The 20,226-nt window shown below is 68.9% G+C and carries 22 protein-coding genes; 19 read left to right on the top strand and 3 right to left on the bottom strand.

What is annotated here, in order from left to right:
• Positions 1-13: 13 nt before the first annotated feature.
• Complete coding sequence (locus E5P3_RS22910) at positions 14-670, top strand: TetR/AcrR family transcriptional regulator (protein ID WP_162588055.1); 657 nt, start codon at positions 14-16, stop codon at positions 668-670.
• Positions 671-722: 52 nt separating this feature from the next.
• Here the strand turns inward: E5P3_RS22910 and paaY are convergent, their stop codons facing one another.
• Positions 723-1,325, bottom strand: coding sequence for a phenylacetic acid degradation protein PaaY (paaY, locus tag E5P3_RS22905; RefSeq protein ID WP_162588054.1), 603 nt, complete (start codon positions 1,323-1,325; stop codon positions 723-725).
• A gap of 175 nt (positions 1,326-1,500) precedes the next feature.
• Between paaY and E5P3_RS22900 the strand changes: the two genes are divergently transcribed.
• The 15 genes from E5P3_RS22900 (at position 1,501) to E5P3_RS22830 (ending at position 16,037) form a co-directional block, all read left to right on the top strand.
• Positions 1,501-2,304: an enoyl-CoA hydratase-related protein gene (locus tag E5P3_RS22900; protein WP_162588053.1), complete on the top strand. Its 804-nt coding sequence runs from the start codon at positions 1,501-1,503 to the stop codon at positions 2,302-2,304.
• A 14-nt stretch (positions 2,305-2,318) separates the two neighbouring features.
• Positions 2,319-2,756, top strand: coding sequence for a hydroxyphenylacetyl-CoA thioesterase PaaI (gene paaI, locus E5P3_RS22895; protein WP_162588052.1), 438 nt, complete (start codon positions 2,319-2,321; stop codon positions 2,754-2,756).
• A 33-nt stretch (positions 2,757-2,789) separates the two neighbouring features.
• Positions 2,790-4,109 carry a phenylacetate--CoA ligase PaaK gene (gene paaK, locus E5P3_RS22890; protein WP_162588051.1) on the top strand — a complete coding sequence of 440 codons (1,320 nt, stop codon included), beginning with the start codon at positions 2,790-2,792 and terminating at the stop codon, positions 4,107-4,109.
• 22 nt (positions 4,110-4,131) lie between these two features.
• Positions 4,132-5,142: a 1,2-phenylacetyl-CoA epoxidase subunit PaaA gene (gene paaA, locus E5P3_RS22885; RefSeq protein ID WP_162588050.1), complete on the top strand. Its 1,011-nt coding sequence runs from the start codon at positions 4,132-4,134 to the stop codon at positions 5,140-5,142.
• A 50-nt stretch (positions 5,143-5,192) separates the two neighbouring features.
• Positions 5,193-5,516, top strand: a complete 324-nt coding sequence (paaB, locus tag E5P3_RS22880) for a 1,2-phenylacetyl-CoA epoxidase subunit PaaB (protein ID WP_162589808.1) — start codon at positions 5,193-5,195, stop codon at positions 5,514-5,516.
• 9 nt (positions 5,517-5,525) lie between these two features.
• On the top strand, positions 5,526-6,299 hold the full coding sequence (paaC, locus tag E5P3_RS22875) for a 1,2-phenylacetyl-CoA epoxidase subunit PaaC (protein ID WP_162588049.1): 774 nt from the start codon (positions 5,526-5,528) through the stop codon (positions 6,297-6,299).
• A gap of 91 nt (positions 6,300-6,390) precedes the next feature.
• Positions 6,391-6,924 (top strand): 1,2-phenylacetyl-CoA epoxidase subunit PaaD, encoded by a 534-nt coding sequence (gene paaD, locus E5P3_RS22870; RefSeq protein ID WP_162588048.1) that lies wholly within the window; start codon positions 6,391-6,393, stop codon positions 6,922-6,924.
• 3 nt (positions 6,925-6,927) lie between these two features.
• Positions 6,928-8,013 (top strand): 1,2-phenylacetyl-CoA epoxidase subunit PaaE, encoded by a 1,086-nt coding sequence (gene paaE, locus E5P3_RS22865; RefSeq protein WP_162588047.1) that lies wholly within the window; start codon positions 6,928-6,930, stop codon positions 8,011-8,013.
• A gap of 34 nt (positions 8,014-8,047) precedes the next feature.
• Entirely contained in the window at positions 8,048-9,199 is a 1,152-nt protein-coding gene (locus E5P3_RS22860) for an ABC transporter substrate-binding protein (RefSeq protein ID WP_162588046.1), read from the top strand.
• Between the two features lie 243 nt (positions 9,200-9,442).
• Positions 9,443-10,471: a branched-chain amino acid ABC transporter permease gene (locus tag E5P3_RS22855; protein ID WP_162588045.1), complete on the top strand. Its 1,029-nt coding sequence runs from the start codon at positions 9,443-9,445 to the stop codon at positions 10,469-10,471.
• Positions 10,472-10,723: 252 nt separating this feature from the next.
• Positions 10,724-12,562 carry a branched-chain amino acid ABC transporter ATP-binding protein/permease gene (locus E5P3_RS22850; protein WP_162588044.1) on the top strand — a complete coding sequence of 613 codons (1,839 nt, stop codon included), beginning with the start codon at positions 10,724-10,726 and terminating at the stop codon, positions 12,560-12,562.
• A gap of 638 nt (positions 12,563-13,200) precedes the next feature.
• Entirely contained in the window at positions 13,201-13,947 is a 747-nt protein-coding gene (locus E5P3_RS22845; RefSeq protein WP_162588043.1) for an ABC transporter ATP-binding protein, read from the top strand.
• A 124-nt stretch (positions 13,948-14,071) separates the two neighbouring features.
• Positions 14,072-14,989 (top strand): DUF72 domain-containing protein, encoded by a 918-nt coding sequence (locus E5P3_RS22840; protein ID WP_162588042.1) that lies wholly within the window; start codon positions 14,072-14,074, stop codon positions 14,987-14,989.
• On the top strand, positions 14,986-15,447 hold the full coding sequence (locus E5P3_RS22835; protein WP_162588041.1) for a DUF4259 domain-containing protein: 462 nt from the start codon (positions 14,986-14,988) through the stop codon (positions 15,445-15,447). The genes E5P3_RS22840 and E5P3_RS22835 overlap by 4 nt, the downstream gene beginning before the upstream one ends.
• Positions 15,448-15,536: 89 nt before the next feature.
• Complete coding sequence (locus tag E5P3_RS22830; protein ID WP_162588040.1) at positions 15,537-16,037, top strand: hypothetical protein; 501 nt, start codon at positions 15,537-15,539, stop codon at positions 16,035-16,037.
• 33 nt (positions 16,038-16,070) lie between these two features.
• On the opposite strand, the gene E5P3_RS22825 is transcribed toward E5P3_RS22830, so the two are convergent.
• On the bottom strand, positions 16,071-17,168 hold the full coding sequence (locus E5P3_RS22825; protein WP_162588039.1) for a substrate-binding domain-containing protein: 1,098 nt from the start codon (positions 17,166-17,168) through the stop codon (positions 16,071-16,073).
• Positions 17,169-17,295: 127 nt separating this feature from the next.
• Here E5P3_RS22825 and E5P3_RS22820 point away from each other — a divergent pair, with 127 nt between their 5' ends.
• Genes E5P3_RS22820 through E5P3_RS22810 form a run of 3 tightly spaced genes read left to right on the top strand, consistent with a single transcriptional unit; the run spans position 17,296 to position 19,630 of the window.
• Positions 17,296-18,045, top strand: coding sequence for an ABC transporter permease (locus tag E5P3_RS22820; RefSeq protein ID WP_162588038.1), 750 nt, complete (start codon positions 17,296-17,298; stop codon positions 18,043-18,045).
• Positions 18,042-18,803 carry an ABC transporter ATP-binding protein gene (locus tag E5P3_RS22815; protein WP_162588037.1) on the top strand — a complete coding sequence of 254 codons (762 nt, stop codon included), beginning with the start codon at positions 18,042-18,044 and terminating at the stop codon, positions 18,801-18,803. Before E5P3_RS22820 ends, E5P3_RS22815 begins: the two co-directional genes overlap by 4 nt.
• Positions 18,800-19,630, top strand: a complete 831-nt coding sequence (locus tag E5P3_RS22810; RefSeq protein WP_162588036.1) for a substrate-binding domain-containing protein — start codon at positions 18,800-18,802, stop codon at positions 19,628-19,630. Before E5P3_RS22815 ends, E5P3_RS22810 begins: the two co-directional genes overlap by 4 nt.
• Before the next feature lie 67 nt (positions 19,631-19,697).
• On the opposite strand, the gene E5P3_RS22805 is transcribed toward E5P3_RS22810, so the two are convergent.
• Positions 19,698-20,165, bottom strand: coding sequence for a winged helix-turn-helix transcriptional regulator (locus E5P3_RS22805; RefSeq protein WP_162588035.1), 468 nt, complete (start codon positions 20,163-20,165; stop codon positions 19,698-19,700).
• Between the last annotated feature and the right edge of the window lie 61 nt (positions 20,166-20,226).

Raw genomic sequence — 20,226 nt, 5'->3', positions numbered from 1 at the left:
AGGGCGCTGCCGGATGGCTCGCGTGCGTGACCCGGCTGGCTATGACGGCCAGCGAGAAATGATTCTTTCGAACGCGGCGCAGCTGTTCGCGCAGCGCGGCTATGCGGGCACGTCGATGAACGAGGTGGCCGCGGCCTGCGGCGTCTCCAAGGCCACGCTCTACCACTACGTGCGCGACAAGCACGACCTCGCCGTGCGCATCGCCGAGGAGCATGTGCAGCGCCTCGAAGCGGTGGTGGAAGAGGTGCTGCGCGAGCACGAGACGCCCGAGGCCCGCCTCGGCGCATTGATCCGCAGCTTCGTGGCCGAATACGCGATGGCGCAGAACGCCCAGCGCGTGCTGACCGAGGACGTGCGCTTCCTGCGCGAGGAAGACCAGCAGCGCATCATCGGCGTCGAGCGGCGCGTGGTCGCCGCCTTCGCGCGCACCATCGCCGACGTGCGCGGCGAGGACCCGGCCAGCAAGCTCGGCAAGCCGATGGCGATGCTGCTCTTCGGCATGATCAACTGGATGTTCACCTGGATGAAACCCGGCCGCGAGCTCGACCCCGCGGCGATCGGCGAGATCGTCGCCGACCTGTTCTTCGGTGGCGTGCGGGCGGTGGAGCTGCCGCCGGCGCTCGCGGCAAAGGGCGAGCGCGCGCCGGCCGGTGCGCGCAAGCTGCGTTGAGAGGAACGAGGGAGGTGCGAGGAAAGGTGAGGGGAAAAGGTGAGAGATGGGCTCAGCCGCGCCGCGTGGCGATCAGCGGGCGCACGTCCGGCGACTGCAGGCGCGGCCGGTTCTCCTCCGCCGCGGCCAGCGGCTGCACCTCGACCAGGCTGGCGAGGCAGCGCCGGGTGAGGTCCTGGTAGGTCCGCGTGCCTTCCTGCTTCCAGGCGATCTCCTCCTCGCCGAGCTGGCGCCGCACGCGGGCCGGTACGCCGGTCACCAGGCTGCGCGCCGGCACCTTCATGCCGGCCGGCACGAAGGCGCAGGCCGCGACGAAGGCCGATTCGCCGATCTCTGCCTCATCCATCACCACCGCGTTCATGCCCACCAGTGCGTCGCGCCGCACCACGCAGCTGTGCAGCACCGCCCCGTGGCCGATGTGGCCGTTTTCCTCGACCACCGTGTCCTGGTCCGGGAAGCCGTGGATCACGCAGTTGTCCTGCACGTTGGCGCCGCGCGCGAGCACGATGCGCCCGAAGTCGCCTCGCAGGCTGGCGCAGGGGCCGACGTAGCAGCCGGGGCCCACGATCACGTCGCCGATCAGCACGGCGGTGGGATGCACGTAGGCGCCGGGGTCGACCACGGGTACCACCCCTTCGAGCGCATAGCAGGGCATGAGAGCCGCTCCATGATGATTGGAAAAGTGGGCCGCCCGCGCTAGCCTTCAGGGTTAGCACCGAGGACTAAAGCTTGCGAGGGCAAGATCGCGAATCGTATAATCAACCGAACGGTCGGTCAATTATTCGAGACGCATCCTTCGGCCGATCGTCAATCCCACCAGCAGCACCACGATGAACGAACCCTTGGTACGTACTACGCAATCGGGCGCCGTGCGCACGCTCGAGCTCAACCGGCCTGAGGCGCTCAACAGTTTCACCTCGCAGCTGCATGCCGCGCTCATGGCCGCGCTCGACGAGGCCGCGGACGATGCGGCGGTGCGCTGTGTCGTTCTGGGTGGCGCGGGGCGCGCCTTCTGTGCCGGCCAGGACCTGTCCGACCCGATGGTCGCGCCGGACTTCGCGCCCGGTGCCACGCCCAAGGACCTGGGCCAGGTGATCGAGTCGCTCTACGCTCCGCTGGTGCTGCGCATCCGCTCGATGCCGGTGCCGGTGATCGCCGAGGTGCATGGCGTCGCGGCGGGCGCGGGCGCCAATCTCGCATTGGCCTGCGACCTGGTCGTGGCCGGCCGTTCGGCCAGCTTCATCCAGGCCTTCGCCAAGATCGGGCTGGTGCCCGACACCGGCGGCACCTGGCTGCTGCCGCGCCTGGTAGGGCAGGCGCGCGCGCTGGGCCTGGCACTGCTGGGCGACAAGCTGCCGGCGGCCGAGGCGGCGCAGATGGGCCTGATCTGGAAATGCGTGGAGGACGACGAACTCAGCCTCACTGTCGAGGGCCTGGCGCAACGCCTGGCCGCGATGCCTGTGCGCGCGCTGGTGGCCACACGACAGGCACTGGCCGATGCTCAGGCGCTGGACCTGCCCGCCGCGCTGGCGCGCGAGGCCGCGTTGCAGCGCGAGCTCGGCGCCGCTGCCGACTACCGCGAAGGCGTGGAGGCCTTTCGCGCCAAGCGCCTGCCGCAGTTCAACGACCGTTGAGAAAGCCCCGACCCATGAGCGACCCCCACGCCCAGCACACCGCCGAACGCGTGCGCGATGCCATGTTCGCCAGGGACCGCGCCGTGCGCGGCCTTGGCATGGAGATCGAGGCCATCGCGCCGGGCCGCGCCGACGTCGTCATGACCGTGCGCGAAGACATGCTCAACGGCCACGACATCTGCCACGGCGGCTTCATCTCGGCCCTGGCCGATTCGGCCTTCGCCTATGCCTGCAACTCCTACAACGAGGTGACCGTCGCATCCGGTTTCGGCATCGACTTCGTCGCGCCTGCGCGCGAGGGCGACCGGCTGGTCGCGCGCTGCGTCGAGGTTTCGAAGACGGGCCGCACGGGCGTCTACGACACGGAGGTGCTGAACCAGCGCGGCGAGCGGGTCGCGGTGTTCCGCGGGCGTTCCTACACTCTCAAGGGCAAGCCGGTCGCACCGGCCTGAATGCAGCAGCCCCCAGGAACCTAGGAGACTCCCATGCCCGTCCGACACCCTTCGCCCGGTGATCTCGAACCCATCGAAACTGCGAGCCGCGACGAGATCGCCGCGCTGCAGCTGCAGCGCCTCAAGGCCACCCTTCAGCGCGCCTACGACAAGGTGCCCCACTACCGCCAGGCCTTCGATGCGCGAGGCGTGCACCCTGACGACCTGAAGCAGCTGAGCGACATCGCGAAGTTCCCCTTCACCGTCAAGAAGGACCTGCGCGACAACTATCCCTTCGGTATGTTCGCAGTGCCGCGCGAGCAGGTGGCGCGCATCCACGCCTCCTCCGGCACCACCGGCAAGCCGACCGTGGTGGGCTACACGCTGCAGGACATCGAGCACTGGGCGAACCTCGTGGCCCGCTCGATCCGCGCCGCCGGCGCGCGGCCCGGCGACATCGTGCACGTGGCCTACGGCTACGGCCTCTTCACCGGCGGCCTGGGCGCGCACTACGGCGCCGAGCGCGCCGGCTGCACCGTGATCCCGATGTCCGGCGGCCAGACCGAGAAGCAGGTGCAGCTGATTCGCGACTTCCGGCCCGACGTCATTATGGTCACGCCGAGCTACATGCAGGTGATCATCGAGGAGTTCCAGCGCCAGGGGCTGGATGCGCGCGAGAACTCGCTGAAGGTAGGCATCTTCGGCGCCGAGCCCTGGACCGAAGCCATGCGCCGCGAGATCGAGCACAAGGGCGGCATGGACGCGGTCGACATCTACGGCCTGTCGGAAGTGATGGGCCCCGGCGTGGCCAGCGAATGCATCGAGAGCAAGGATGGTCCGGTGGTCTGGGAAGACCACTTCTATCCCGAGATCATCGACCCCGAGACCGGCGAGGTGCTGCCCGACGGCGAGGAAGGCGAGCTGGTCTTCACCTCGCTCACCAAGGAGGCGCTGCCCATCGTGCGCTACCGCACGCGCGACCTCACGCGCCTCTTGCCGCCCACCGCGCGCAGCTTCCGGCGCATGGGCAAGATCGTCGGGCGCAGCGACGACATGCTGATCATCCGCGGCGTCAATGTCTTTCCCACGCAGATCGAGGAGATCGTGCTGGCGCACGAGAAGCTCTCGGGCCAGTACCTGATCAAGGTCGACCGGGAGGGCCATCTCGACAACGTGGAAGTGCGCTGCGAGCTGCAGCGCACAGCGGCCGAGATCCCCGGCGCCGAATGCGACCAGATCGCCCAGTGGGTGCAGCAGCGCGTGAAGACCCTGGTCGGCATTTCCACCACGGTGGTGGTGCAGCCTCCCGAGTCGCTCGAGCGCACGCTGACCGGCAAGGCCAGGCGCGTGATCGACGAGCGCCCCAAAACCTGAGAAATCGCTGAAAGGACACGCCATGTACACCCAGGCCATGGACACGATGGGCAAGGACAAGGACGGCCCCAAGGCCGTGCGTTCGGCCGAGGAGATGCGCTTGGAGCAGCGCTTCGACGAGCGCATCGATGCCGGCGGCTTCATCGAGGCCAAGGACTGGATGCCCGAGCACTACCGCAAGACGCTGGTGCGCCAGATCAGCCAGCATGCGCATTCCGAGATCGTCGGCATGCTGCCCGAGGGCAACTGGATCAGCCGTGCACCCACGCTCAAGCGCAAGGCCATCCTCCTGGCCAAGGTGCAGGACGAAGGCGGCCACGGCCTCTACCTGTACGCTGCCGCCGAGACCCTGGGCACCAGCCGCGACCAGATGCTGGATGCGCTGCACACCGGCAAGGCCAAGTACAGCTCGATCTTCAACTACCCCACGCTGACCTGGGCCGACATGGGCACCATCGGCTGGCTGGTGGACGGCGCGGCGATCATGAACCAGGTGCCGATCTGCCGCTGCTCCTATGCGCCCTATGCGCGGGCCATGATCCGCATCTGCCGCGAGGAAAGCTTCCACCAGCGGCAGGGCTACGAGGCGCTGCTCACCATGATGCAGCACGGCACCGAGGCCCAGAAGGCCATGGTGCAGGACGCGGTGAACCGCTGGTGGTGGCCCTCGATCATGATGTTCGGCCCGCCCGACGACCAGTCGCCCAACAGCGCGCAGTCCATGCGCTGGGGCATCAAGCGCTTCACCAACGACGAACTGCGCCAGAAGTTCATCGATGCCGCGGTCGAGCAGGCCAAGGTGCTGGGCGTGACCTTGCCCGACCCCGACCTGAAGTGGAACGAGGAGCGCCAGGCGCACGACCATGGCCCGATCGACTGGGCCGAGTTCTGGCGGGTGATCGGCGGCGACGGGCCCTGCAACCGCGAGCGGCTCGGCGCGCGGGTCAAGGCCTGGGAAGAGGGCGCCTGGGTGCGGGAAGCGGCCCTTGCGTACGCGGCAAAGCACGAACGATCAGAGAGGTTGGCAGCATGAGCGGCGTTGAAGAGGGCACGTTGCCCTCCCCTGGTGAGGGGAGGGTTGGGGTGGGGTCGAGCACGGAAGCGCCGAAGGCCACCGCGTCCGCAGGACGCGAGTGGCCTCTGTGGGAGGTGTTCGTCCGCAGCAAGGCCGGCCTGGACCACAAGCATTGCGGCAGCCTGCATGCGCCCGACCCCAAGATGGCGCTGCAGATGGCGCGCGACGTCTACACGCGGCGCCAGGAAGGCGTCAGCGTCTGGGTGGTGCGCTCGGACCAGATCGTCGCCAGCGACCCCGGCGACAAGGACATGTTCTTCGACCCGGCGGAAGACAAGGTCTACCGCCATCCGACCTTCTACGCCTTGCCGAAGTCGGTCGACCACATGTGACGTGACGCCATGCAAGCCTCCATCGAACTCGACCGCAGTCCCGCCGTGCAGTACCTGCTGCGCATCGGCGACACCTGCCTGATCCTGGCGCAGCGCCTGGGCGAATGGTGCGGCCACGCGCCCGTCCTGGAGGAGGACATCGCCATGACCAACATGGCGCTGGACCTGGTGGGGCAGGCGCGCGCCCTGCTGACTCGCGCCGGCCAGATCGAGGGCCGCGCACACGACGAGGACCAGCTCGCCTTCCTGCGCGACGAGCGCGACTACTTCAACGCCACGCTGGTCGAGCTGCCGCGCGGCGACTTCGCCTTCAGCGTGCTGCGCAACGCGATGGCCGCGACGCTGCTCAAGCTGCTGTGGGAAAGGCTCGAATCCTCGAGCGATGCCGAGGTGGCCGCCATCGCGGCGAAGGCCGTCAAGGAGGCGCGCTATCACCAGCAGCATGCGGCCGACTGGGTCGTGCGCCTGGGCGACGGCACGGACGAATCGCATTCGCGCATGGAGGCCGCGCTGGCCCAGCTGTGGCGCTATGTGCCCGAGCTCTTCGCGTCGGATGCCATCGACGAAGAGGCGCGCGCCAGCGGCCTGGGGCCGGCCTGGTCCGAACTGCGCGAGGCCTGGTTCGCGGAGATGGGTTCGGTGCTCGAGGAGGCCACGCTTCCCATGCCGGCCGAGTCGGCCTTCCTGAGCACCGGCAAGCGCGGCGTGCACAGCGAGCACATGGGCTACATCCTGGCCGAGATGCAGCATCTGCAGCGCGCCTATCCGGGAGGGGTGTGGTGAGCGCCGCCCGGCCGCCCGAAGGCGCTCGCCCCCTCCTTCAGGAGGGGATGCGCGAAGTACACGAAGTGACGAGCCTGGGGGAGGCTACCCGATGAGTGAACTGCGCCTCCCCGCTGCAGACGAGGCCCGCGTCGCGCGCGCCTGGGAGGTGCTGGGCACCGTGCTCGACCCCGAGGTTCCGGCGCTGTCGGTCTGCGACCTGGGCATCGTGCGCGAGGTCCTGCCGCAAGGGGAGGGGCTGGAGATCGTGCTGACGCCGACCTATTCCGGCTGCCCCGCCACCGAGGTGATCGAGCGCAGCGTGCTCGATGCCATCGACGCCGCTGGACTCGGGCCGGCTCGCGTGACGCTGCGCCGCGCCCCGGCCTGGACCACCGACTGGATGAGCGCCGAAGGCAAGCGCAAGCTGCGCGAATACGGCATCGCGCCGCCGGGCGCGGCAGCCTTGCCCGGCGGCGCGGTGCCGGTTCGCCTGGTGCGGCGCCAGGCTGCCGCGCCGGTGGCCTGCCCGCACTGCGGCAGCGCCCACACCGAGCGGCTTTCGGCCTTCGGCTCCACGGCCTGCAAGTCGCTCTACCGCTGCCTGGATTGCCGCGAGCCCTTCGAGCACTTCAAACCCCTCTGAGCCATGAGCGTCATCTTCCACCCGCTGCGCGTGCGCAGCATCGAGCCCGACACCGCCGAGGCGGTCATCATCTCCTTCGACGTGCCGCAGGAACTGCGCGGCGTGTTCGGCTTCACCCAGGGCCAGTACCTCACGCTGCGCAAGGAGATCGACGGCCAGGACCTGCGCCGCTCCTATTCGATCTGCGCCGGCGTCGACGACGGCGAGCTGCGCGTGGGCGTGCGCAAGGTGCAGCAGGGCCTGTTCTCCAACTGGATCAACAGCAGCCTCAAGCCGGGGGACACGCTGCAGGTGATGGCACCGCAGGGCCGCTTCTTCGTGCCGATCGAGCCCGAGGCGCGGCGCCACCACGTGGGCATCGCGGGCGGCAGCGGCATCACGCCCATCCTCTCGATCATGAAGACGGTGCTGGCGCGCGAGCCGCATTCGCGCTTCACGCTCATCTACGGCAACCGGCAGCTTCGGTCCACGATGTTCAAGGAAGAGATCGAGGACCTGAAGAACCGCTACATGTCGCGCCTGTCGCTGCAGCTCGTGTTCTCCGACGAGCACACCGACGTGCCCATCAACGCCGGCCTGATGAACCGCGAGAAGATCGCCGAGTTCCTCCAGGGCCTGGTGCCGCCCGGGAGCATCGACCACGTCTACATCTGCGGCCCCTTCCAGATGAACGACGAGGCGGAGGCCGCGCTGCTGGAGGCCGGCGTGCCCGAGGAGCGCATCCACATCGAGCGCTTCGGCCTCGCCCAGTCGCCCACCGGCACGGTGGGCGCCGTGGTGCACGCGCCGCAGCCGGGCGATGCCGAGACGGCGCGCATCACCATCGTGCGCGACGGGATCGCGCGCGAGATCCCTTACACCCTGGGTCAGCCCAGCATCCTGGACGCGGCGTCCTCCGCCGGCCTGGAGGTGCCGTACTCCTGCACCTCGGGCGTCTGCGGCACCTGCCGCGCCAAGCTCCTGGAAGGGGAAGTGCGGATGGAGCGCAACTTCGCGCTCGACAAGAATGAGGTCGCGGGCGGCTTTATCCTCACCTGCCAGGCACACCCCCTGACCGAGCGCGTGCGGCTGTCCTTCGACGAACGCTGAGCGCGCACGATTTTTCAACTACCGGAGACCGTTCATGAGTTCTTTCACCCGCCTCGGCGTGGCACTGCTGTGCGCCATGGCCTTCGCCGCACACGCTGACATCAACGTCGGCGTCACCCTGTCGGCGACCGGGCCGGCCGCCTCCCTCGGCATCCCCGAGAAGAACACCATCGCGCTGATGCCCAAGACCATCGGAGGGCAGAAGATCAACTACATCGTGCTCGACGACGCCTCCGACACCACGGCCGCGGTGTCGAACACGCGCAAGCTGATCAGCGAGAACAAGGTCGACATCGTGCTCGGCTCGACAGTGACGCCCAACTCGCTGGCCATGATCGACGTGGTGGCCGAGGAGAAGGTGCCGATGATCTCGATGGCGGCTTCGGCGCGCATCGTCGAGCCCATGGACGCCAAGCGCAAGTGGGTCTTCAAGACGCCGCAGAACGACATCATGATGTCGCTCGCGATCGCCGAGCACATGGCCGCCAACGGCGTGAAGACGGTCGGCTTCATCGGCTTCTCCGACGCCTACGGAGAAGGCTGGTTCCAGGAGTTCACCAAGGCCGCCGAGCTGAAGAAGCTCAAGGTCGTGGCCAATGAGCGCTATGCCCGCAGCGACACCTCGGTCACCGGCCAGGCGCTCAAGCTCATCTCCGCCAAGCCCGACGCGGTGCTGATCGCCGGCTCCGGCACCCCGGCCGCGCTGCCGCAGAAGACGCTGAAGGAGCGCGGCTACGCCGGCAAGGTCTACCAGACCCATGGGGTTGCCAATTCCGACTTCCTGCGCGTCGGCGGCAAGGACGTCGAGGGCACGCTGCTGCCCTCCGGGCCCATGCTGGTCGCGTCGCAGCTGCCCGATTCGCATCCGCTCAAGAAGTCCGCGCTGGCCTACGTCAACGCCTACGAGGCGGCCAACGGCAAGGGCAGCGTTTCCACCTTCGGCGGCCATGCCTGGGATGCCGGCCTGATCATGAATGCGGCGATTCCCGTCGCGCTCAAGAAGGCGCAGCCCGGCACGCCGGACTTCCGCGCCGCGCTGCGCGACGCGCTGGAAGGGGTGAAGAACGTCGCCGGCGCCCATGGCATCTTCACCATGTCGCCCACCGACCACCTGGGCCTGGATCAGCGCGCGCGCGTGATGGTCAAGATCGAGAACGGCGCCTGGAAGTACCAGCCGCAGGACTAAGGCTCGCCCCCAGGTTGGCTCACTTCGTGTAGCCGCACACCCCCTACCGGGGGCAACACCAGCGGCCCGGGGGATATTGCTCTCCCCCAGGTTGGCTCACTCCGTGTAGCCTCCCACCCCCTCACCGGGGGCAACACCAGCGGCCCGGCAAAGCCGGTTCCGCGGCGTTTCCCGAAGGGGCCTGCGTTCGTTTTTGAGCAATGAGTCAATTGGAGTCTTGGCGCTCTGCGTCGGAGTGGATGCATGGATTTGCAAATCGCCCTGATCCTGGGGCAGGACGGTATCGTCAACGGGGCGATCTACGGGCTCATGGCGCTGGCACTGGTGCTGGTGTTCTCCGTGACCCGCGTCATCTTCATCCCGCAAGGGGAATTCGTCGCCTTCAGCGCGCTGTCGGTGGTGGCGCTGCAGGCCGGCCGCGTGCCGGCCACGCTGTGGCTGCTGCTGGTGCTGGCGGCGGCTGCACTCGTGGTGGAGCTGTGGCGCTGGAAGCGCGGCGCGGTGGTGGACTGGGTGTCGACGCTCGCCTGGTGCGTGGCGCTGCCGCTCGCGGCCTGCGCGCTGGTGCTGCTGATGCGCCCCGAGTCGCTGGTCACGCAGACGCTCGCCGCGCTCACCGTGATCGTGCCGCTGGGCCCGCTGCTCTATCGGCTGGCCTACCGGCCGCTGGCCGATGCGACCGTGCTCACGCTGCTGATCGTGTCGGTGGCACTGCACGGCGTGCTCGTGGGATTGGGATTGCTCTTCTTCGGCGCCGAGGGTTCGCGCACGCCGGCCTTTTCCGAGATGCGGCTGGACCTGGGCGGCGTCGCGATCACCGGCCAGTCGCTGGTGGTCGTGGCGGTCACGGCTGCGCTGGTGGTCTTGATGTTCCTGTTCTTCGAGCGCTCGATCGTCGGCAAGGCGCTGCGCGCGACCGCGATCAACCGCGTCGGCGCGCGGCTGATGGGCATTCCCACCGGGCTCTCGGGTGACCTGAGCTTCGCGCTGGCGGCGGCGATCGGCGCGGTCTCTGGACTGCTGATTGCGCCGATCACCACCATCTACTACGACACGGGCTTCCTGATCGGGTTGAAGGGCTTCGTGGCGGCCATCGTCGGCGGGCTGGCCAGCTACCCGCTGGCGCTGGTGGGGGCGCTGATCGTGGGGCAGCTCGAAGCCTTCTCCTCCTTCTGGGCGAGCGCCTTCAAGGAGGTCTTCGTCTTCACGCTGATCATTCCGGTGCTGTGGTGGCGGTCACTCAGCAGCAGGCATGTGGAGGATGAGGAATGAGCGCCCTGGTTGCCGGTTTGCTCCCCTGCCGTTTGGGGAAGGGTGGGGGCGCTCGGTGGGCTGATTTTTACCTTGCAGTTGGTGTGAGGCAGGAGCCGGCCTCACGCCAACAGCAATGTTCGAATCAGGCCAACGAGTGCCGCCACCCCAATCCTCCTTCAGAGCGGGAAGGAGCAAGACCATGAGCCTTCTCAAAGTCGAAGAACCCATCGAACAGCAAACGCAGTCGACAAGCCCGCGGGAGGCCTCCCAATGACGCGCCGCCATCTGGTGATGGCCTTCATCATCGCGCTGGCCGCCGCCTGGGGTTTCCTGCCGGACTTCTCGGTCACGGTGCTCAGCTATATCGGCCTCTACGCACTGGTGGCCGCCGGCCTCGTCATGCTGACCGGCGTGGGCGGCATGACCTCCTTCGGCCAAGCCGCCTTCGTCGGCGCCGGTGCCTACGCGACCGCGTGGATCTGCACCTCGCCGATGGCCGCCTCGGCGTTGGGCGGCATCAGCCCGGCGCTGCTGCCGTGGATCGGCCTGCTGTTCGGCATCGTGGTCACCTTCGTCATTGCCTGGGGCCTGGGCGCGATCACGCTGCGCCTGTCGGGCCACTACCTGCCGCTGTGCACCATCGCCTGGGGGCTGAGCTTCTACTTCCTGTTCGGAAACCTCGAGTTCCTCGGCGGCCATACGGGCGTGGCGGGCGTGCCGGCGATCGAGGTCGCGGGCATCTCCTTCGCCTCGCCGCGCTCGCTGGGCCTCGTGATCTGGGGCGTGCTGCTGCTGGCACTCTGGGCACTGCACAACCTGCTGGATTCGCGCGAGGGCCGCGCCATTCGCGCGCTCAAGGGCGGGCGCGTGATGGCCGAGTCGATGGGCGTGGACACGGGCCGCTACCGCATCAAGGTCTTCGTGCTGGCGGCGCTGCTGGCGGCGGTTTCGGGCTGGCTCTATGCGCACCTGCAGCGTTTCATCAACCCGACGCCCTTCAACCTCAACATCGGCATCGAGTATCTGTTCATGGCGGTCGTCGGCGGCGCAGGCCACCTGTGGGGCGCGGTCCTGGGCGCTGCGCTGATCACCCTGCTGAAGGAGCAGTTGCAGGACATCCTGCCGCAGTTGCTCGGCTCGAGCGGCAACTTCGAGGTGATCGTCTTCGGGCTGCTGATGCTCGTGGTGCTGCAGCGCTTCGCCGATGGGCTGTGGCCGACGCTGGCACGCATCGGCGGGCGGTTCCTCAAGCCGGCAGCGGTGCGGCCGGCGCGCCGCGTGCTCGCGCTGCCCGAGACCGCGTTGCCGCCGCGCGGCCAGGTCGTGCTGGAGGCCAAGGCCGTCACCAAGCGCTTCGGCGGCCTGGTGGCCAACGACGCCGTCAGCCTCGACGTCAAGGCCGGCGAGATCCATGCGCTGATCGGGCCCAACGGCGCCGGCAAGAGCACCTTCTTCAACATGATCTCGGGTGTGGACGACCCCACCGACGGCGAGGTGCGGCTGATGGACCGGCCCATGACCGGCCGGCCCTCGCGTGCCTTCGCGGCGCTGGGCCTGGGCCGGACCTTCCAGCATGTGCGCCTGCTGGGCCAGCGCCGCGTGATCGAGAACGTCGCGCTGGGCGCGCACCGACGTGGGCAGCGCGGCTGGATCGCCTCGATGCTGCGGCTCGACCGTGCCGAGGAGGCGGCGCTGCTTGCGCAGGCGCGCCAGCAGATCGAGCGCTGCGGCCTGGGCGAGTTCGCGGAGGTCCCGGCGGGCTCGCTGGCGCTCGGCCAGCAGCGGGTGGTCGAGATCGCGCGCGCCCTGGCGGGCCATCCCGCGGTGCTGCTGCTGGACGAGCCGGCAGCCGGACTACGTCACCTGGAGAAGCGGGCGCTCGCGACCCTGCTCGACCAGTTGCGGGCCGAGGGCCTGGGCATCCTGGTGGTGGAACATGACATGGAGTTCGTGATGAACCTGGCGGACCGCGTCACCGTGCTGGAGTTCGGCGCGGTCATTGCGCGGGGCACGCCGGCGCAGGTGCAGGGGGATCCGAAGGTGCTGGATGCTTATCTGGGCGGGGTGGACGAGGCTGTTGAAGCCGGGCTTGTGGAGCAGGTGGTGTGAGCGGCCCGTCGCGTCCCGTCTTGCTCCCTCGTCCCTTGAGAGCGGGTTGGGGTGCGGGAATGGAGCCTTCTGCTTCTGTTTGTACGTTGCGCTTGATCGGAGGCAGGAGCCGGGGGTTCGTCCCGGCGGCCGAGTCACTTTCTTTTGTCTCGCCAAAAGAAAGTAACCAAAGAAAGGCGACCCCACTGCGCGTGACCCTTCGCTTCGCTATGGGCAACCTGCGGTGCTCGCTTTTCGCGGGGTCCGCGCAAACTCGCTTCGCTCAAACACGCGCGGCCCTGATCCGCGAAAAGTTGCGCTCCTCGGCACGCGCAGAGGGGATATGGGCCGGGCCATCGCTTCGCTCGGCCACCAAGGGCCTCGCTGCGCGAGGCCTGGAACAGGTGCGTGCGCGTGCGCGTACGTGTACGTGTACGAACGTGAGCACGAGCACGAGCACGAGCACGAGCACGAGCGTGTGCGTGTGCTTGTGCGCGAGAGTCAACGTGAGCGAGCACCGCAGGTTGCCCGCAGCTTCGCCGCGGGTCGCGGGCACTGGGGTCGCCTTTCTTTGGTTACTTTCTTTGGCGAGACGAAGAATGTGACTCGCCCGCCGGGGCGAATTCCCGGCTCAACCTCAAACCAACGGCAACGCACAAATGAGCTCCTCTCCCCTTCTCCAACTCGAGGACTTCTGCGTCTCCTACGGCCCCGTCGAAGCAGTCCACCACATCGATCTGCGCGTCGACACCGGCGAGATCGTCACAGTGATCGGCCCCAACGGCGCCGGCAAGACCACGCTTCTGTGCGCCGCCATGGGCCTGCTGCCTTCGCGCGGCCGCGTGCTGCTCGGCGGAGAACTCATGACGCGGGTCAGCGTCGAGGCCATGGTGGCGCGAGGCGTGGGCCTCGTCCCGGAAAAGCGCGAGCTCTTCGGCGAGATGGCGGTGGAGGACAACCTGCTGCTGGGCGGCTTCTCGCGCTGGTGGCGCGGCGAGCGCGACCAGCGCCAGCGCATGGACGAGGTCTTCGCCATCTTCCCGCGCCTGGCCGAGCGCCGCGCGCAGCTGGCCTCCACGCTCTCTGGCGGCGAGCGGCAGATGCTGGCGATCGGCCGCGCGCTGATGGCGCGCCCGCGCCTGCTGATGCTGGACGAACCGTCGCTGGGCCTGGCGCCGCTCATCGTGCGCGAAGTGCTGCAGGTCGTGTCCTCGCTGCGCAAGCACGGGGTGTCGGTGCTGCTGGTGGAGCAGAACGCGCGCGCCGCGCTGCAGGTGGCCGACCGGGCCTACGTGCTGGAGATGGGCGCGGTCGCGCTGCAGGGCGCGGCCTCGGAGCTCTTGCACGACCGCCGCATCATCGACACCTACCTGGGGCTGGGAGCGCGCGCCGAGAAAGTGGCATAGCGAGCGCGGCAGGCGCGGCCTTGTCCTTCACGGCGGGGGCCATGCCGCGGCACAGAATCGCACGCCGAGGCCCGGCATCCTGCGCGGGCCCGCACGCGAGGCCTCTTTCCAGGCCCAGGAACCCATGGCTGGAACATCCGGCGAGACCCGCATCGGCATTTCAGGCTGGCGCTATGCGCCCTGGCGCGGCAAGTTCTATCCCAAGGGCCTGCCGCAGCGCCAGGAGCTCGCCTTTGCCTCGCGCATGCTGCCCACCATCGAGCTCAACGGCTCCTTTTATTCGCTGCAGCGGCCCGAGTCGTACCTTGCCTGGCACGACGAGACGCCGGACGGCTTCGTGTTCGCGGTCAAGGGTTCGCGCTACATCACGCATATGCGGCGGCTCAAGGACGTGCGCATCGCACTTGCGAACTTCCTGGCATCGGGGGTGCTGGCGCTGCGCGCGAAGCTGGGGCCGTTTCTGTGGCAGCTGCCGCCTTCGATGGCCTACGACCCGGAGCGGTTCGAAGACTTCCTCTCGCTGCTGCCGCGCGACACGAGTGCGGCCCTGGCCCTCGCGCGCCAGCACGACGAGCGGCTGGAGGGCCGAAGCTGGCTCAAGCGTTCCGCGAAGCGGCCGCTGCGGCATGCCGTGGAAGTGCGCCATCCGAGCTTCGTCGATCCTGCCTTCATCGCCCAGCTGGGCCGGCATGGCATCGCGCTGGTGGTCGCCGACACCGCAGGACGCTGGCCGCTGCTCGAGGACTTGACCGCCGATTTCGTCTACCTGCGGCTGCATGGCGACAAGGAGCTCTATGCGAGCGGCTACGACGATGCCGCGCTGGACCAGTGGGCCACGCGCATCGATGCCTGGCGCCACGGCCGCCAGGTCAAGGATGCACGCAGGGCCTCGACGCGGGCCGCGCCGCGCCGGGCCCGACGCGATGTGTACTGCTACTTCGACAACGACATCAAGGTGCATGCGCCCTACGACGCCGCGAACCTCGCACGCCGGCTGGGTGTGGCGACCGGCCTGGGCGCTGATGGAGAATTCGCCGCATGAACTTGTCGAAGCGCGCCTGCATCGCCGCCCTCGCATGGATGCTGATCTTGCCGGCCCGCGCGGGTGCCTGGGGCGAAGGCGCCTTCGACAACGATGCCGCCCAGGACTTCCTGGCGGAATGCGCGCGCTCCACCGACGTCGCCGTGGTTACCGAGGCCATCGACATGGCGCTTGTCGCGAGCTTCGTCGATGCCGACGACGGCGCCGCTGCCGTGGCGGCCGCCGAAGTGCTTGCCAATGCGCTGGGCAGGAACGGCGCGGCGCCGAGGACCCGGGTGGTGCCCTGCCTGGCTGCGGCGACGCACGACCAGCTTCGCGCACTCGCGCCACGCGCGCAGCAGGCCGTGACCCGCGTGACAGATCCCACGTCCTCCGAACTTGCGCAACAGTGGGCGGAAGAGAAGCCGAACCGGTGGAGGGCGAGCGTGCAGCGGCTGGCGGCTCGTCTTCGCCCTTAGCGCTGCGTGCAAACCAGGGGCCCCGGCTGACATTCGCCCGATACAAAGAACGCGACACTGCCGCATCCAACAACAAACGGAGCCTGAGCATGAAATGGCTGCTGCGCATGTTCTCCGGCATTCATGCCTTCATGGCACTGCTCTTCGCCTGCGCGGCGCTGATGCTGATTGCCGTGTCGGCGAGCATCGGCTGGTCGGCCCTCGCGGAGGGCCTCGACCGCTCGGCCGCGGAATCGATCATCGAGGCGGTGGGACTGCTGGCTGCGGCAGTCGTCGCGCTGCAGGTGGCGCAGACCATCCTGGAGGAGGAGGTAGTGCGCGATGCGCACATCAGCGCGCCGACCCGCGTGCGTCGCTTCCTGTCGCGCTTCATGGTGGTCATCGTGGTCGCGCTGGCGGTGGAAGGGCTGGTGGCGACCTTCAGAGCGCATGGTGACCCGGCGCAGTTGCTCTATGCGGCGGGCATGGTGGGCTCGGTCGCGCTGCTGCTGGCCGGATGGGGGCTGTTCGTCCATCTCAACCGCTCGGCCGAGGAACTGGAGCCCGAAGCGATGGCCGATGCCAAGCGGGAGGACCGCAAGTTGAGCTGACGAGTGCGCCGCGCGCGGCGTACCAGCGCTTTGCTATGGCTTCGGCCCCTTGAAGCGCCACCACGGCAGCAGCGCGCTCAGCGACTGCACCTCGCCGCTGCCGGCGCTCTCATAGCCCGCCAAGGTACCGAGCTGGTGCTGCCAGGCGGCGCTGCGCAGCAGCGCGAGCAGGGCCTCGACGGCCGGCTGGTCCAGCGCCGACTTGAGGCAGGCCAGGTGGTAACTCTCGTGCACTAGCGGCACGAAGCCAAGGTCCGCTCCGCGCGCGGCCGATTCGATGCCCAGGCCGGCGTCGGCCTGCCCGGATGCCACCGCATGGGCGACGGCCGTGTGCGAGGGCTCGTCGCGCGCATAGCCTTCGAGCGCGTCCGCGTCCAGCCCTTCCTGCACCAGCAAGTCGTCCAGCAGCACCCGCGTGCCGGTGCCGAGGGCGCGGTTCACATAGCGTGCGCGCCGCCGCGCGACGTCGCCGATGCTGCGCAGGCCCAGCGGATTGCCGGGCGCGACGATCAGGCCCTGCGTGCGGCGTGCGAAGCCGATCAGCTTGTGCAACCCGGGCTTGAGCAGCGGCTTGTAGGTGCGCTGCGCGAGCGAGCCGGCCGGCGGCCGCTCGAGCGTGTGGAAGCCCGCCATCACGCAGCGCCCCTGGTTGAGCGCGCTGATCGCGTCCACGCTGCCGGTGAACCGGATGTCCAGCTGCAGCCGCGCGCGCTCGGCCGCGTGGGCGCGCAGCAGCACCAGCGCGTCGTCGTGGCTGGCATGCAGGCTCAGCACGTGCAGGCCGTCGTCGAAGGCCATGGCGAAGGCGCGCTCCAGGTCGGCATGCAGGGCCTCGATCTGCGGTGCCAGCCGGGCCTGCGCCTGGCGCTCGGCCCACAGCAGCTTGTCGCCGAACTCGGAAAGCTGCGCCGAGCGGCCCTGCTCGCTGGTGACCAGCGGATGGCCCAGGGCCTGCTCCCAATGCTTGAGCTCGCCCCAGACATGGCGGTACGACAGGCCCAGCGCCCGCGCCGCGGCCGAGATGGAGCCGTGCTCGCGCACCGCGTGCAGCAGCTCCATCAGCGGATTGCGGATCAGCGTGCGCCCGCTGCGGCGCGGGGCGATGGCGTAGGAGAGTTCGATCTGCTGCACGACGGTGGAAGAGAAGGCCGGGGGTGGCGCGACGGATTATGCAGAGTGCACCCCGCACCTATGCACGCGCTTGCATAGGTCGTGCGCCGGCCTTTCAGATACTGCGCGAATTACGCCACCCGTCCCGATGAACACCTTCACCGACAGCGCCATCGCCGCCTGGCACCTGCTGGTCTCCGGCGATCCCGTGCTGCTCGCCATCGTCGGGCGCTCGCTGGCAGTGAGCGCCACGGCCTGCGCGCTGGCCTGCGGATTCGGCCTGCTGCTCGGAGCCTGGCTCGCCGTCGCCCGCTTCGCGGGGCGGGGGCTGCTGCTCACGCTGCTCAACACGTTGCTGGCGCTGCCCTCGGTGGTGGTGGGGCTGGTGATCTACCTGCTGCTCTCGCGCTCGGGGCCGCTGGGCTTCCTGGGCTGGTTGTTCTCCTTCAAGGCCATGGTGCTGGCGCAGACGCTGCTGGTGCTGCCGGTGGTCACGGCGCTCACGCGCCAGGCCGTCGAGGACGCGGACCGCGCCCACGGCGAGCAACTGCGCTCGCTCGGCGCGCGCGGGCTGGTGCGGGCGCTGCTCCTGGTGTGGGACGAGCGCTACGCGCTGGTCACCGTATTGATCGCCGCCTTCGGCCGAGCGGTCTCGGAGGTCGGCGCAGTCATGATCGTCGGCGGCAACATCGACGGCTTCACGCGCGTCATGACCACCGCCATCGCGCTCGAGACCAGCAAGGGCGACCTGCCGCTGGCCCTGACCCTGGGCCTCGTGCTGCTGGGCGTGGTGCTGCTGCTTAACCTCGCGATCAGCGCACTGCGCGGCTGGCGCGAGCGTGTCGATGGCGGCGCAGCCGATGCCGCGGGGCCGCGGCGGGTGGAGGTGGCGGCATGAGCGTTCGTCCCGGCCTGCGCGTCGTGGCCGCGCGCAGCGAGGGCGAGCCGCAGGCCCCCGCGCTGGCAGGCCCCGCGCTCTTCGCCTTGCACGCCATCGATGTGCGCTATGGCCGCGTGCCGGCCCTGGCCGACATCACGCTGTCCATCCATGCCGGCGAGCGCGTCGCCCTGATCGGCGCCAACGGCAGCGGCAAGAGCACGCTGCTGCGCGTGCTGCACGGCCTGGTGCCGCACGCAGCCGGCGCGTTCGTCAGCCAGGTGCCGCTGCGCGCGCAGGCCATGCTGTTCCAACGCCCGCACATGCTGCGCATGAGTGTCCACAAGAACGTCGCGCTGGCACTCTGGCTTCGCGGCGTGCCGTGGCGCAGCGCCCAGGGCGAGGCCATGGTGGCGCTGGGACGGGTCGGCCTGGCCGATGTTGCCGGGCGCAACGCGCGCACGCTGTCGGGCGGGCAGCAGCAGCGCATGGCGCTTGCGCGCGCGTGGGCGTTGAAGCCGGCGGTGCTGCTGCTCGACGAGCCCACCGCAAGCCTGGACCCGACGGCCAAGCGCGAGGTCGAGGCCCTGATCGCCGATGCGGCACAAGGCCGCACCCTGGTCTTCGCAAGCCACAACCTGGGCCAGGTCAAGCGGCTCGCGAGCCGGGTGATCTACCTGGAGCAGGGGCGGGTGCTGGCCGACCTGCCCGTGGACGATTTCTTTCATGGGCCGCTGCCCGAGGAAGCACGCTTGTTTGTCAAAGGAGAGCTGGTATGAATGCATTCAAGTTCCTGGCGGCGGCCCTCGCCCTTGCGGCGGGCAGCTTCGCGGCGCAGGCCGAGACGATCACCATGGCGTCGACCACCTCGACCGAGCAGTCGGGCCTGTTCTCGCACCTGCTGCCGGCCTTCAGGCAGGCCAGCGGCATCGACGTGAAGGTGGTGGCGGTGGGCACCGGCCAGGCCATCGACATGGCCCGGCGCGGCGATGCCGACGTGCTATTCGTGCACGACGCCGCGGCCGAGGAGAAGTTCGTTGCCGATGGCTTTGCCGAGAAACGCTACGCAGTCATGTACAACGACTTCGTGCTGGTTGGGCCGAAGAGCGACCCCGCGGCGGCGAGGGGCAATGACATCGCCGCTGCGCTGAAGAAGGTGGCCGCGGCCAACGCGGCCTTCGTCTCGCGCGGCGACAAGAGCGGCACCGATGCCGCGGAGCGCCGCCTGTGGGCGCAGACCGGCCTGGGCGAAGCGGGCCGGCCCTTGCCCAATGACCGCAAGGGCGCGGGCTACAAGGAATGCGGCTGCGGCATGGGGCCGGCGCTCAACATGGCGGCCTCCAGCGCCGCCTATGTGCTGGCCGATCGCGGCACCTGGCTCAGCTTCAAGAACCGCGCCGGCCTGGCGGTCCTGGTGGAGGGCGACAAGCGGCTCTTCAACCAGTACGGCGTGATGGCGGTGAGCCCCTCGAAGTTTCCGCAGCTCAACCATGCCGGCGCCCGGAAGTTCGTCGACTGGGTGATCTCGCCGGCGGGGCAGTCGACCATCGCGAGCTACAAGATCGGCGGCGAGCAGCTGTTCTTTCCGAACGCGGGCAGCCAGTAGCGCTTCGCGCCGCCGGTGCTCGCCTGGATGAAGGACGCTCGCGCGTGAGCTGCCGTAGCGTCACGGCTCACCGGTCGAGCGGCAGGTAGAGGCTTTCCTTGACCTCCTCCATCACGACATAGCTGTTCGATTCGGCCGTGACCGGCAGCTTCTTCAACAGGTCGCCCAGGAGGCGCCGGTAGTCGCTCATCGCGCGCAGCCGCGCCTTCACCAGGTAATCGAAGCCGCCCGAGACCAGGTGGCATTCCATGACCTCGGGCACGTGCAGCAGCTCGGTGCGCACCTTGTCGAAGACGTCGGCCGACTTGGAGGAGAGCGTGATCTCCACGAAGACCAGCAGCGTCTTGCCGACGGCCTGCGGGTCGATGCGGGCGTGGTAGCCGGTGATCACGCCTTCGCGCTCCATGCGCCGCACGCGCTCGGTGCAGGGCGAGGTCGACAGGCCGATCTGCTGCGCCAGCTCGGTCATCGGGATGCGGCCCTGCAGCTGCAGGATCTCGAGGATCTTGCGGTCTATACGGTCGAGCTCGGTCATTTCACTCCTGGAAGCGACTGGGGCCAGCTTCGACAGCAAGAAGCACTGGTTTTCAGCCAAA

The sequence above is a fragment of the Variovorax sp. RA8 genome (assembly GCF_901827175.1).
GTDB lineage: Bacteria > Pseudomonadota > Gammaproteobacteria > Burkholderiales > Burkholderiaceae_C > Variovorax.
Note: the sequence above shows the minus strand (reverse complement) of the source record. Positions and strands in the feature narration are given on the sequence as shown.